The organism is Paenibacillus sp. FSL L8-0638 (assembly GCF_038593075.1).
Classification (GTDB): Bacteria; Bacillota; Bacilli; order Paenibacillales; family Paenibacillaceae; genus Paenibacillus; species Paenibacillus polymyxa_D.
This window is the reverse complement of sequence record NZ_CP151960.1, coordinates 284756-299525: the sequence shown is the minus strand read 5'-3', so window position 1 is coordinate 299525 and position 14770 is coordinate 284756. Positions and strand designations below refer to the sequence as shown.

At 45.6% G+C, this 14770-nt stretch carries 11 protein-coding genes; 8 read left to right on the top strand and 3 right to left on the bottom strand.

The window, feature by feature from the left end; translation table 11 throughout:
• Positions 1-84 precede the first annotated feature (84 nt).
• The gene (locus MKY35_RS01265) at positions 85-1584 is read right to left on the bottom strand and encodes a monooxygenase (protein WP_342445365.1); all 1500 of its coding nucleotides are present in this window, start codon (positions 1582-1584) and stop codon (positions 85-87) included.
• Positions 1585-1891: 307 nt separating this feature from the next.
• Here MKY35_RS01265 and MKY35_RS01260 point away from each other — a divergent pair, with 307 nt between their 5' ends.
• Positions 1892-2389 (top strand): DinB family protein, encoded by a 498-nt coding sequence (locus MKY35_RS01260; RefSeq protein WP_342445364.1) that lies wholly within the window; start codon positions 1892-1894, stop codon positions 2387-2389.
• A 199-nt stretch (positions 2390-2588) separates the two neighbouring features.
• Complete coding sequence (locus tag MKY35_RS01255; RefSeq protein ID WP_342445363.1) at positions 2589-3788, top strand: MFS transporter; 1200 nt, start codon at positions 2589-2591, stop codon at positions 3786-3788.
• A gap of 20 nt (positions 3789-3808) precedes the next feature.
• Here the strand turns inward: MKY35_RS01255 and MKY35_RS01250 are convergent, their stop codons facing one another.
• Together MKY35_RS01250 and MKY35_RS01245 are read right to left on the bottom strand one after the other, a co-directional pair.
• Positions 3809-4630, bottom strand: coding sequence for an endonuclease/exonuclease/phosphatase family protein (locus MKY35_RS01250; protein ID WP_322252788.1), 822 nt, complete (start codon positions 4628-4630; stop codon positions 3809-3811).
• Positions 4631-4635: 5 nt separating this feature from the next.
• Positions 4636-6300: a PTS transporter subunit IIBC gene (locus MKY35_RS01245; protein ID WP_029516898.1), complete on the bottom strand. Its 1665-nt coding sequence runs from the start codon at positions 6298-6300 to the stop codon at positions 4636-4638.
• Between the two features lie 241 nt (positions 6301-6541).
• On the opposite strand from MKY35_RS01245, the gene MKY35_RS01240 reads away from it, so the two are divergent.
• The 6 genes from MKY35_RS01240 to MKY35_RS01215 all read left to right on the top strand — a co-directional run bounded on the left by MKY35_RS01240 (position 6542) and on the right by MKY35_RS01215 (position 14679).
• Positions 6542-7549, top strand: a complete 1008-nt coding sequence (locus tag MKY35_RS01240) for a LacI family DNA-binding transcriptional regulator (protein ID WP_069010150.1) — start codon at positions 6542-6544, stop codon at positions 7547-7549.
• Between the two features lie 154 nt (positions 7550-7703).
• Entirely contained in the window at positions 7704-9986 is a 2283-nt protein-coding gene (locus MKY35_RS01235; protein ID WP_342445362.1) for a glycoside hydrolase family 65 protein, read from the top strand.
• 25 nt (positions 9987-10011) lie between these two features.
• Positions 10012-10677, top strand: coding sequence for a beta-phosphoglucomutase (gene pgmB / locus MKY35_RS01230; RefSeq protein WP_342445361.1), 666 nt, complete (start codon positions 10012-10014; stop codon positions 10675-10677).
• 240 nt (positions 10678-10917) lie between these two features.
• Positions 10918-12396 (top strand): spore germination protein, encoded by a 1479-nt coding sequence (locus MKY35_RS01225; protein WP_342445360.1) that lies wholly within the window; start codon positions 10918-10920, stop codon positions 12394-12396.
• A gap of 4 nt (positions 12397-12400) precedes the next feature.
• Positions 12401-13558, top strand: a complete 1158-nt coding sequence (locus tag MKY35_RS01220) for a Ger(x)C family spore germination protein (protein WP_342445359.1) — start codon at positions 12401-12403, stop codon at positions 13556-13558.
• The gene (locus MKY35_RS01215) at positions 13558-14679 is read left to right on the top strand and encodes a GerAB/ArcD/ProY family transporter (protein WP_342445358.1); all 1122 of its coding nucleotides are present in this window, start codon (positions 13558-13560) and stop codon (positions 14677-14679) included. Before MKY35_RS01220 ends, MKY35_RS01215 begins: the two co-directional genes overlap by 1 nt.
• Positions 14680-14770: the final 91 nt, after the last annotated feature.

Sequence of the window (14770 nt, the reverse complement as noted above, 5' to 3'; positions counted from 1 at the left end):
TTTGGCATACTCCTCCTTTCATTATAGCCCACATTTGTTTCACAAGAAACAATATGGTCATGTTATGAACATACCCTTTCCCCTTTATACCAATGTGGCAATGCCTTCCTTAATTACACTCAATATATCCGTTTGTTTCATAGAAATGGCCCAAGCGATATACCCATCCGGACGGATGAGAACCGTATGCACATCTCTCCATCCCACGGGCAATTCCTCGGCTACGGCCTCCACATATGAAATATGTGAAAGTGAGCTATGGTGAAACTCATTCGATACCTCATTATCCTGTGCCAGATGGAGAAGTACAAAGCGGCCTTCATGAAGAAGATCGTAAGCATACGTTGTCATTCCGTCAGGCAAATGCAATTTAAAATCAGCAAACCGTTTCCCGTTCAGTGGATGCTGCGGTATATTGCTAGCCGCTGGATAACATACATCCAGTGCACTAATCTGCTCTGCCATAGATTGATTAATTTCCGGATGGCGGAACCATTCCTCATGTAATTGGCGATGTGCCAATACAGCAGGCGTAAAGTCCAATAAGCGGGTCTGAACCTCGGTATTCCGTAAGAACTGCGTATTAACCGGATAACGTTCGTCATGATAGCTACTCAGCAGCGTGTCCGGAGCCCAGCCACGAATCACTCCGGCCAGCTTCCATCCCAGATTTACCGCCTCTTGCAAGCCAACATTCATTCCCTGTCCACCTGCCGGGAAGTGGATATGCGCAGCATCACCTGCTAGCAGGATTCTCCCTTTACGATAGGTCTGCGCCTGCCGCGTTGCATTTCCGAATCGAGATAACCAGCGAGGATTGGATACGCCAAGATCTGTACCGAGCAGATCATACAGTCCTGTCTGCACTTCTTCCAGCGTCACAGGTTCGTCCTTCGGAATCTCCATCATTCGCGGTGTAGTCAAAATAACCCGATAAATATCTGGATACACGGGGGCAATCATCACCCCACCTCGTTCACTATATTCGGAATGTACGCCACTTTCAGGCGGATTGACTAACTCTACATCCGCCAATACAGCGGTCAGAGTCGTATCCGTGCCCGGAAAAGCAATCCCGGCTTGTTTACGCACGATACTCCCAGCCCCATCCGCTCCTACGACATAAGCAGCATTCATTACCGATACATTGGCTTGTGGTCCAGATGCGCATACACTCACCACCTCTACGCCCTGCTCGTGCTCTCGCACAGATACCACTTCCATGCCACGATGGACGACAACTCCCAGCTTGAGCGCATGCTCCTCGATCACTTGCTCTGTAATCACCTGTGGAATAAACAACGTATAATTAGAAGAACTATCAAGCACAGAAAAATCCAAGCGGGTATTCAGCATTGTAAAGTGACCCGTACGTATAGGTCTGCCGCGCTTCATAAACCGCTCCTTCAATCCGCGCATATCAAACATCTCAAGGGTCCGTGGATGTAGCGTAAGCGCACGCGACTGGCCACTGGGCTCCTCTAAACGTTCAATTACACATACGCTTACGTTTGCTAATGCCAACTCAGCAGCTAACCACATTCCAACAGGTCCGCCGCCTACTACAATCACTTCGTAATCCATGTTCACACCCCTATCTAAAATCTTTATTTCCACCACCTAATTGTTTCAAACGAAACAATATATACACACAGAAAGCTCCCCTTAACATTTCCGCATATATCAAACAACATATACAGCCATTGTTTATTGTTTCTATCGAAACAATATTATTGTAATTTAATTGATAACAATTATCAACCACTTTATTAAAAAGATTTCTACCCTTTAATTTAAACCATGCATTCATTTCCATTTTATAAAATATAATTGTATAATCGTTAAATGAGACTAAGCTAGAACTAACTCTCCATAGAAGGGATGATCATACATGTCGGATGCCAATCAATTATTCGGTCAAGCACTGGTTAAATCACTGGTCGGGGAACGTGGACATATTCGAGTAGCTCGGGCTTTACCAGACATTGACGTCGAGCTGGCAGGGAAGAAACATGCAGAAATGCCTTACAGCATTTATCAACTACTGAAGCATATGATTTACTGGCAGCAATTTATGCTGGAGCATTTGGAAGGACGGAAGCCCCAGCTTCCGGGCAATGTCATGGAAAGCTGGCCCGAAGAGACTAGACCGCAAAGCGAAGAGGCATGGCAGGCTGTCATTAACGAATTTTTACAGGGCGTAGATCAGGCTGTACAGATTGCCGAAACCGCGCAACTGGATGATTCACTAGCTCATTTCCCAGGTGAAACGAAAGCAGGACTGCTGCGGAATATCGCTTCCCACAATTCATATCATTTGGGTGAAATCGTACTGCTACGCCGGATTTATGGAGCTTGGCCACCACCTGGAGGCGGCTTTCCAGCTTAAAGGCAACACCGCTCAAATCAAGAATTCCCCCATCCGCTTCATACCTCCATCATTGCATTGAGATTTAGGCACCGCGAGGAACTCGCTCGCGTACCCTATATGGGAGCCCGCTAACTCGACTTGAAGCCGTTCATCCGTAATCAAGTGCAACCCGAATAACGGTTCCCATGATGCAAGATCAAAGAGAGGTTTCGAGGTTATGGTGAGACACTTATATTTAAATCGTAATATCGCCTGTATGATCGTGATCAGCCTTATTGCTAACATGAGTGGAAGTATGATCCTTCCACTCTTTGCTATTTATGTAGAGCAATTCGGGATATCCGTACTCGGCATGAGCATTTTATTTTCTCTGTTTTATGTGGGGAGATTTCTTGGTGGAGGCTTGGCAGGACGAATTTATGAAAAGATTGGCGCAAAATGCTTGGGGTTGAGCTTGCTTATTGCTGAAATCGCTTGTATGCTCCTGTTTCCAATTGCAACAAGTTTCATCATTTTATCCATACTAAGACTCCTTCAGGGCTTGGTAGCTATAGGGCTAACCGTCTTTGTAAGAGTCACGATCAACCATATGAGCACCCTAGAGAATCGAGGTACGCTCAATGGATATATCAGCAGCAGTGAAGGCGCCGGTATGATTTTGGGGCCTCTTATGAGTGGAGCTATTGTTTCTTATTTTTCTTTATCCATTCCGTTTTATTTCGTTGCTATTTTCTCATGTATATCCTTCGTTGCCGTTTCAAGAATGACTTTCCTCCGTTCCCCCTTAAAGCCACAAGAACAGCATTCGCCCCATCTAGAACCCAAAGGAAAAACCATGTTAACGAAACAGTTACTTATCTATTCTACCGTTCATTTTCTTGAAATGAGTGCTTTCGCTATATTTTTAACGTACTTCTCCATATATGCAACCTACAAGCTCCATTGGAGCCCCGCAGAAATTAGCTTAGCTTTTACAATTATCGGCATATCGACCTTCATCTCAGCGCCCTTTATTGGCAAAATATCTGATCTACTTAAGGATCGCCTAATGCTTTGTATCCTCGGTCTATTGTTAATCATGGTGGAAATCATCTTATTTCTTCGGTTCACAGAACCGTGGATCGTATACTTAGGGATGTTCATCGGAGGTGTAGGAGGAGCCAGCTATCTGGATTCCTTTTACTCACAACTAGGGGACGTTATTCCTGAGGAGAATAGAAGCTCATTTATTGGCAATGTCGTATCTTTGTCCGAATTGGGGGCTATTGTATCTCCGATCATCGCAGGGGCACTCATGGAACGATTTAGCATCAACACTCCCTTTTACTACAATTTGATTTTGGTGTTGATTGCTATGGTTATCCAATATGTTATTCGTTTCAAGTCAAAATCTATAAGAAAAAGGCCAATTGCATAAGCAAATGGCCTCCTTTTTCATCACAGCTCCAACTCAACTGCAACCCCAAAATGATCCGATACAACTGGTCCTGTTTTTCCGTTCAGTACAACGGTTGAGGATTGTACCTGTGCAGCCTTATTGGAGAAGATAAAGTCAATGCGGAGCGGCTCCGCATTACTTTCCCAGCCAGCAATAGCTTTAATCACCGTGTGGCCATCATCACGTACTGCTGCATTCGGATAGGTGTCCGACCAGCCGGATTGCAGTACATAGTCATACCCTTCTCCGCGCACTTCAGCCGCGTTGTTGAAATCACCCATCATAAACACAGGCGTCGGGGCAAAAGAATTTAGCACTTTGGTTGTACGATCCCATAGTCCACGGAAGGATTCTTCATCATTCCACCAGTTAAAATGTCCACTTACAAACCAAGCCTGCACTCCGTCCACCTCAGTTTGAATACCGACAATTTTACGTGAACGGTAGTTGTCATAATCCTGTAGCGAGGAAATATATTCGTTCACCGTAGCTGTAATCGGTGTTTTCGACAGAATCGCCAACCCCTCGTCGTATTTGGCAAAACCAACATGCGCGGGAGCCCACGTCCAATGATAGCTATCAGACAATAGTCCGTTCAGCACATAAGCATAGTTATCACGCTTAATGACAACTTCAGGATCTGCGCTATGGTAAGTGCCCAAATCGTCCGCTGACAAAGGAGCCTCTTCCATAGACTGGTTCACTTCCTGTAAAGCAATGACATCAAACTGCTGTTCATCAATAAAAGCAGCCAGTTGCTTTAGCTTATCGTGCTGGTTTTCTTCCATCCAAGCATGTGCATTTAAGGTTAACAACTTCAAAGTAATCACCTGTTGAGTATGTCTTGTATATCTGATTTAAGCACATCAGCCTTCGGTCCGTAAACCGCCTGCACCCCATTATCTACTTTTATCAAGCCCAAGGCACCCAGCGCTTTCCACGTCTTTTCGTCCCCAACGGCATCTGTATCCTTCACCGTCACACGCAGACGGGTCATGCAAGCGTCCACCTCGACAATGTTCTGCTCACCCCCAAGTGTCTTGATGATATCCGTAGCCAGTTGATTTTGAGTGGAAGTAGCTGCCACACCCTCTGTCTTCGTACTCCCTGCCTCGGAAGTCCCTTGAGGCTCCTCATCCGTATAGTTCCCCAGTCTTCCCGGCGTAGCCATTTGGAATTTACCGATCATAAAATAAGCGATAAAGTAGGTTGCTACCGCAAACACCACGCAAGTCAGCACAAAGTTAATAATATCCTGCACCAACCCCGCATTTATAGACAACGGCATTCGGGTCAGCAGTTCAATCATACCAAATGAATGTAAACGCAAATGTATGATGTCGGCCATTCCGAACGCAATACCGGTAAGAATAGCATAAACCACATACAGCACAGGCGCCACGAACATAAACATGAATTCCAGTGGCTCCGTTACCCCTGTTAAAAAGACAGCTGCGGCTGCCGAAAAGATCATCGACTTGTACTTGCCGCGTTTGTCTTTGTCTACACGGCGATACATAGCCACCGCTAGTCCCATAAGGATACCTGCCCCACCAATCATTTGTCCTACCTTGAAGCGGGCAGGCGTCACGCCTTCCAACAAGCTATTGTAGGCTGTCGGATCGGTACCACGAAGCGCACTCAGGTCACTTGCCCAAGCCAGCCACAGCGGGTCTTGCCCGGCAACGACACTTCCTGCCCCGGAACCTGTAAGCGTTGTGTAAACGCCTCCAAGTTGAGTATAGTTAATAGGGACGGTCAGCATATGATGAAGTCCAAAAGGAATCAGCAGTCTTTCCAGTGTACCATAGACAAATGGTGCTACAAAAGGAGCCGATTCTCCCGAAGTCGCCAACCAAATGCCGAACTGATTAATCCCCCCCTGGACAAATGGCCAGATGGCAGACATGATCAAACTTACGATGACAGACCATAAAATCACGACAAAAGGAACAAAACGTTTACCGTTAAAAAAGGCTAAAGCGTCCGGCAGCTTGCGGTAATTATAGTACTTGTTAAATACCACCGCCCCGACGAATCCGGAGATGATACCGACAAACACGCCCATGTTGAGTGCAGGTGCTCCTAAGACAGAGGTGAAATAACCACTGACCGGAATCGATGCACCGAAGAGTGTATGGGTGGTTGCTCCCTCCTGGGTTAACATCTTCGATGATACGCCCAAAATCGTCCCTGTTGAAATATTGATGAGAACAAAGGCAATTAAAGCCGCAAAAGCCCCGCCCGCCCGTTCCTTAGCCCAGGAACCACCTATCGCTACCGCAAATAGGATGTGTAAGTTATTGATAATACCCCAACCCAAATTCTCCATGACCCCGCCGACGGTCAACCAGAAATGAATATCGCCAGCCAACATCGCCACTACTTTACCAAGCGAAATCATAATCCCGGCCGCCGGCATAACAGCAACAACCACAAGCAGTGCCTTCCCAAGCTTTTGCCAAAAATCAAATGATAGAAGTTTTTTCATGCTCGTCAGTCTCCATCCCTTATAGTATGTATAGCATGGGTAGTACTCAAAAAATATTATGCAATCGGTTGCACAATTATTATAATGATATCGCTTTCTATTAGCAATACCCTAATTGTAAATATCTTGGTTAATAATGATAGAAACACTCGAAAAAACCGCGAATTTGTTGATTTTCGAGCAATATCGTATGATAGAACATAATATTTCCTGCTTGAGATAGCAAAAGGAGACGAAGACGATGGCAGTAACCATCAAAGATGTCGCAAAACGTGCTAATGTTGCTACCTCCACCGTATCCCGCGTCATTCAAGACAGCCCCAAAATCAGCGAAGCTACCAAGGTACGTGTCCGTAAAGAAATGAAGGCGCTTGGCTATGAACCCAACTATTCAGCTCAGAGTCTGGCTAACCGAGTCACACAGTCGATAGGCATTATTATGCCTGAATCGGATGTGGCGATCTTTCAAAATCCTTTCTTTCCGGAAAGTCTTCGCGGGATCAGCGAATGGGTGAACGAGCACAACTATACACTGTCGATTGTCACAGGCAAAACGAATGATGAATTGCTATCCCGCGTAAAGCTGATGACCCGGACCGGACGCGTTGACGGCTACATTGTCCTGTACTCTAAGCAAAAGGATAGCATCGTGGAGTATCTTCACAAAGAAAAAATTCCCTATACCGTAATCGGCAAGCCTCAACAGTTTGTCAGCGAAACCACCCATGTAGACAACGACAACTACCAGGCTGCCAAGGATGTGGTCACTTATTTGACTGGGCTGAATCATCAGCGCATTGCTTATGTTGGCGGTGATCAGGAACACATCGTGAATCTTGAAAGACTCCGAGGCTACCAAGATGCGCTACGAGAGGTTGGCTTGCCTTTACCGAAGGAATACGTGGTCAGAGAGCCCTTTAATCTGGAGGACATGCGCGCGTTATTGCAGGCTACCCCGCCGCCTACTGCGATGATCGTTAGCGACGACCTTGTAGCCATGGCCGTACAGAAAATGCTTGCCCAGTTAGGCGTGTCCATGCCAGAGCAGTTATCCATGGTGAGCTTCAATAATCTAATGCTGGCTGAGCTGATGAATCCTCCTCTTACATCCGTGGATATTGATATCTTTACTCTGGGTTATCAGGCTGCCAAAAGCCTGATTGAAAAAATTGAGGACCCCAAGGAACTGACCAAACACATCATTGTGCCCCACCGAATCGTGGAGCGCAAATCCAGCCAGGTACTATGAATCTCTAAGAAATGAACAAGAACTGATTTTGTGGATATCCATAAAATCAGTTTTTTTGCGTTGACAGGGCAAACGGTTGCACTATATACTGAACTCGCTCATATATTGGTCTCGTTAAAACAACGATCTCATTTTCCGAGAGGGGTACGCACTCATGGTTTACAACCGATTATTTGACGTAGATAGTTGGAAGCTGACAACACACGCTCTACATAGCACACACATGCGATTACAGGAAAGCTTAACGTCCATAGGCAACGGTTATATGGGCATGCGCGGCAATTTCGAAGAAACGTATTCAGGGGATCATCATCAGGGAACTTATATCTCCGGTGTATGGTTCCCCGACAAAACAAAGGTCGGCTGGTGGAAAAACGGCTATCCTGAGTATTTTGGTAAGGTCATCAATGCCATGAACTTCATCGGCATCAATCTGATCGTAGACCAAGAGGAAGTAGACTTATTTACGGCACACATCAGCGATTTTGTGCAGGAGTTGGACATGAAACAGGGGATCCTGCGACGCACCTGCACCGTGAACGATCAGGTTCGTATCACTACGGAGCGTTTTCTGAGCATCACCACTCGTGAGCTATGCCTGATTGATTACCAAGCAACGAATATAAGTGAGCAACCTCTAACTATAGAGCTTGTCCCCTATTTGGACGGCAATACGAAGAATGAAGACACGAACTATGATGAGGTTTTTTGGCTGGAGGAGGCCCGAGAGGTTCAGGAACAATTCATCAGCCTGTCCACAACAACTATAGATAATCCCTTCGGTATTCCGCGCTTTACCGTAAACGCTACCATGGGTATTGTGACCGAGGGACAGGATCAGCAGACGACGGAAGAGGGCTTTTTGTATGCTGCTCGCCACTATCAATACAGCGTCGCTCCGGGCGACAGTATCCAGCTGCAAAAATTTGTGGCTGTTACCACTTCACGGGATATGGAAAAGGACGCACTGATTCCACAAGCTGAACGCATCGCCGTAGAAGCTGTGAACAAAGGCTACACTTCTCTTAAACAGGAGCATGTCGCAGCTTGGGCCCGACGTTGGGACAAAGCAGATGTAGAAATAGAGGGCGATACGGAGGCCCAACAGGGAATACGCTTTAACATTTTTCAGCTGTTCTCTACGTACTACGGTGAAGATGCCCGTCTGAACATTGGTCCCAAGGGTTTTACAGGTGAAAAATATGGCGGTGCCACCTATTGGGACACAGAAGCATATGCCGTACCTATGTACCTGGCGCTCGCAGACCCGGATGTAACCCGAAATCTGCTGCTGTACCGCTACCAACAACTTGAGGGTGCCAAGCATAACGCGACCCAGCAAGGACTTCGGGGTGCACTGTACCCTATGGTCACTTTTACGGGTGTGGAATGCCATAACGAATGGGAAATTACCTTCGAGGAAATTCATCGTAACGGTGCCATTGCCTATGCCATTTACAATTACACCAACTATACGGGTGACTTGACCTATCTGCATGACTACGGCGTAGATGTGCTGGTCGAAATTAGCCGCTTCTGGGCCGATCGGGTTCATTTTTCCAAAAGTCAGCAGCAGTATATGATCCACGGGGTTACCGGGCCAAACGAATACGAAAATAACGTCAATAACAACTGGTATACCAACACGCTGGCTGCATGGGTTTTGAAATATACATTATCGGTCTTGCCTCAAATTTCGACTGAGAAAGCGCAGCGCCTGGCAGTTACGGCTGATGAGCTTGCACATTGGCAGGATATCGTCACTCACATGTATTATCCCTATGATGAGGAGCGGGAAGTCTTCGTACAACACGATACCTTTATGGATAAGGATTTGCAGCCTGTATCCGCCCTTGATCCCAGCAACCTTCCACTAAACCAGAAATGGTCATGGGATAAAATCCTGCGTTCATGCTTCATTAAGCAGGCAGATGTGCTGCAAGGGCTGTATTTCTTTGGAGACCAGTTCACACTGGAGGAAAAAGCGCGCAATTTTGCATTTTACGAGCCCATGACTGTTCATGAATCCAGTCTGTCTCCTTCTATACACGCCGTGCTGGCTGCCGAACTCAAAATGGAGGAAAAGGCAGTCGAGATGTATAAGCGGACGGCCCGTCTGGATCTGGATAACTATAATAACGATACCGAAGACGGCCTTCATATCACTTCCATGACAGGAAGCTGGCTGGCGATTGTACAGGGATTTGCCGGGATGAGAACCTATAATGAAACATTAAGCTTCTCCCCCTTCCTGCCTCAAGACTGGAACAAGTATACGTTTAAAATCAACTATCGCGGTCGCTTGTTAAGTATTCTCGTACAGGAAAATGAAGTGAACATAACCCTGTTGGACGGAGAACCGCTGACGCTGGAGCTGTATGGACAGCCAACGCACATTACCAGTGGGCAGACGTTAATGACAAACAGCATTTCATAAATCGGGCAGACAGGGGGGAAAGCAAATGAAGGCAGTCATTTTCGACTTGGACGGAGTCATTACAGATACCGCAGAATATCATTTTCAGGCATGGGGCAGCTTGGCGGCAGCGCTCAGCATCCCTTTTGATCGGGAATTTAATGAACAGTTAAAAGGAATCAGCCGTACGGAATCGCTCGACAAAATACTGGCGCGCGGTAACCTGTCCGATACGTTTTCAGAAGAAGGCAAGCAAGAACTAGCCATACGGAAAAATACGGAGTATCAGCGGCTCATCTCAGCTGTAACTCCCTCGGACATTCTTCCAGGCATTAAAGCGCTTCTGACAGAACTTCGTGAAGCCCGAATCGGCATCGCGCTGGCCTCTGCAAGTAAAAATGCAGCGTTTATCCTGGAGCGACTGGAGCTAGCGTACTATTTTGACAGTGTGGTGGATGTTACCGCCATTCGGCATGGCAAGCCTGACCCGGAAATTTTCCTCACTGGAGCTGCAAATCTGGGCGTTCAGCCTGCCGATTGTATCGGTATAGAGGACGCACAGGCTGGCATACAGGCGATCAAGGGCGCCGGGATGTTTGCGGTCGGTGTAGGAACACCTTCACAAATGCAAGGGGCAGATATCGTGGTAGCCACGACTGCCGAGCTTTCTCTGAGCATGTTGGAGGCCCATTTTTACGAGTTCAAAAAGTGACTCCAATCGGAGGGATTTATATGGCGTTATCTCTAGGAGAGAGTACCCTCGCCTCATAAGTATGACTAAAAACGGACACCACTGGTGTTCGTTTTTGTTTATTACATATACTCAAAAAAACTCCCTCTGTCTCTCGCGTCTTCAGCTCCTCTATCGTTGAACACATTAGATTACTATTCCATGAATATTTATTACCATTTTACACATATTACATGCATAACTTTTGAAGGAGGAGGAGTCATGGCAAGATCACTTGAGGCGAAATTGGACCATCTACAAAAGACCCTGGGTCATCTTCCTGATGTCGTCTTCAAGAAAATGAATGTGGGTCAAACGGGGATTCATGTAATTATGATCTATCTCTCTGGTATTGCGGATACGAGCATCATTAACGAACAAATCGTCAAGCCGCTCATTTTAACTGGAATTCGTGAAAGTCACTCCCAAGTTAATCCCGAGAAAATAAAGGAGGAGCTGATACAGCAGACAGCATTTACGATCGATATGGAAGAAGAGACAGACCTTGAGACGTGTGTACACGAAGTGTTATCGGGAAATACCTGTCTGCTGATCGAAGGAACCGATGAAGTCTTTTTTGCGTCTACGGGCCAGTTTCCGTCGCGAAGTGTCGATGAACCAAGCACCGAAACTTTGGTTAGAGGACCGAGAGAAGGTTTTATTGAAGATTTGGAAAGCAACCTGGCAATGGTAAGGCGGCATATCAAAGATCTAAGTTTCAAAATAGATAAAATGACCATAGGAAGGAGATCTTCACGGAAGTTAGCGATCTTGTACATATCAGATATCGCAAATCCGGAGCTAGTTCAGGAAGTTAAACGAAGAGTCGAAACGATTGATGTGGACGATGCTTCCGATACCGGGATTATTGAGCAATGGATTGAGGAACATTCATGGTCTCCGTTCCCACAGATTCAAGCCTCTGAACGCTCGGATAAAGCTATAAATGCTTTAATGTCCGGAAGAGTTGTCATTATGCTTGATGGCACTCCTTTTGTCCTGATTGCTCCCATGACCTTCTGGATGCTGGCTCAATCCCCAGAGGATTATTACGAGCGTTTTCCTTTAGGAACATTTTTCCGCATGCTTCGTTTAATGGCTCTGTTCATTGCAACATTCCTGCCTTCGCTGTACGTTGCACTTATTTCTTTCCATCCTGGATTAATCCCGCCTGAGCTGGTGATGTCTATCGTTGCCTCAAGGGAAGGAATTCCTTTTCCCGTTTTTGTGGAAGCTCTAATTATGGAGTTAGCATTGGAAATACTGCGCGAGGCAAGTCTGCGGCTACCTAAAGGCATAGGACAAGTCATCGGGATTGTAGGCGGTCTTGTGATTGGACAAGCCGCCGTCGAGGCGGCGATCGTAAGTGCTTTTCTGATTATTGTCGTTGGTCTTACTGCCATTGCGTCCTTTGCAAGCCCGCAGTACAGCGGCAGTATTGGAATCCGGCTTCTTCGTTTCCCCATTATGATGATGGCAGGAATTTATGGGCTGTATGGAGTAATTTTAGCCTTTATTTGTTTAGGCGTACACATGGTCCAGATCAAAAGCTTTGGAGTTCCTTACATGTCACCCCTAGCCCCAATTCGGCTAAGAGATCAACAAGATACTTTGGTTCGGGCTCCTTTTAAATACCTCAAAAAGCGCCCTATGATGCTAAAGACACAGGACGAAATACAATCTAACAGAAAAAGGAAGTAAACCTATGCTCTCTTACATCTTTCTGTTTCGTCGAACCCTATGGGCGCAAAAATGCTTTGCTGCATGGATCGCATGTGCTGCTCTCCTCACCGGTTGTTGGGATAGCAGAGAGATCGATAACTTGAGTATTATTCAAGGCGTCGCCATTGATACGGATCAGCAGGATATGCTAGAACTTACCTACCAGCACTTAATAGCGCAGAAATCCAGAAAAAATATGTATAGCAACGTAACAACCTTTAACAAAGATTCAATCCAGTCTGCTTCCAGGGAACAAGCCAAGCAGGTATCCCGTGCTCCTTTATATAGTTTTATTCGCTTGATTTTGATTAGTGACCAAGCTATACAAAAAACAAGAATCGACCAATTGTTAGATACGTTTACTCGCTCCTATAAACCGAGTCGAAAATCACTTGTTATGATCGTAAAAGGCAATGCGAAAGAAGCGCTCAATAAGATTGGCAAACATAAAGAGATACCTTCCATTGACCTTGAAGCATTGGCCAAAAATAGTGATTTCAACTCAAAAATACCTTATAGAATAACATTAGGGGAAATGTCTACACATATCTCACAAGGAGCTGACTTCCTCATTCAATGCCTAGAAAGCAATGACGGCAATCACTTCTCAGGAGCAGCTCTGGTCAGCGGCAAAACGAAGAAATTTGCTTATTGGCTGGACGAAGAGGATGTTATCGGAATCAACTGGATGCTGGGAAAAACGAAGGGTTCCATTATTAAAGTTGAGGACCCAAAGACGAAACAACACATGGTCTTTGAAGTTGAGGATGCCCATAGTAAACTTATTCCCCACCTTAATGGACAGGATCTCTCATTCACAGTTCGTATCAAAACAGATATCAAGCTAAACGAAAACTCGGTTATTTCTGTAGACTTCCTGAAGGAATCATTCATCCGAACCGCCAAAGAAGCGGCGCAAGATGAAATCAAACAGACCATATCCCAATCGCTAAACACACTTCAGAAAGAAATGAGAGCAGATGTAGTCGGTTTTGGCACAAAAGTAAAAGTGAACTATCCCGCTTACTGGGATCGGGTCAAGGAAAATTGGCAAGATACATTCAGCCAAATACCAATCGACGTTCAGGCTGAAGTACAGATTGAACGAACAGGTGCTTATACAAAAGGAGAGGGAGAGTAATGTCCAACATACCTTCTATCAAACAGGAAAAAATCTCCACGATTCAAGCCTTACTTACAGTCACCTCGACCGTGTACGCTGTGGGAATTGTCAGTTTGCCAAGAACCATCGCGGAAAAGACGCAAACGCCCGACGTGTGGCAGGGACTTTTGCTGGCAAGTCTGCTTGGGGTAGGCATCGTTTTTATCCATGTTAAACTGTGCCGGAGATTTCCAGGGAAGACGTTCTATGAGCTCAATCCTGTGATCGCGGGTAAATTCATCGGCCTGCTCATCAATATTGCATTTATTGTACATTGCACGATGATCTGCTCTTTTGTATGTAGAATGATGGCGGAATTCCTCAAAGGTCTTGCACTGGAGAGAACCCCAATAAGTATGATTCTCTTACCGTTTCTTCTGCTTATTGGGTATTTGACCTGGGGCGGTCTCCATGCAATGGTTCGATTGATCGAGCTTTTTTTTCCTTTAACCCTTATTGTTTTTTTATTGTTGGTCGTTCTTAATGTCAACCATTTTAATCTTGATAATTTGCGCCCTGTTTTCCATAAAGGATGGCGACCGATCTTTGAATCACTTAAAGTTATACCTTTCTCTACAATGGGTTTTGAATCCATCCTTATATTAACTAATGTGATGACCCACCCACAAAAAGCATGGAAGGCTGGGTCGATTGGCTACTCGATTGCAATGGGTTTGTATATTTTAATGGTAACGATGGTCGTCGGCTGTATGTCAGTTGAGGAAGTTTCCCGACTGCAATGGCCCGTCGTTTCTTTTGCACAGCAAATTGAATTCCCCGGCGCGTTCCTGGAACGATTTGAAATATTATTTATCATTTTGTGGACGATCAAAATTTTCATGACCGCCTCAAACTATTATTTCTATATTGTAACGGGGATCAGCCAGCTCACCCAAAAGTGGAACGGGTATATCTGTTATCTCCCGTTAATTATATTATTTTGCCTGAGCATGTATCCCCAAAATTTTGTTGAGATAGGCAACTTCGATAAAATAATAGGTTATTTTGGAATTGCTGTATGCGCGGTAGTACCCTTGGTGCTTCTTGTTATCTCTATGGTCTTCCATCGAACAGAGAATAATCCGGATGGGAAACAGTAGAGGATGCCTCCCCGCTCTTGCCAATGAATCAAACCCCTTATGCTATAGCGTAAGGGGATTTTCACTTTTTACCCGATGGTTATTCTTCGGA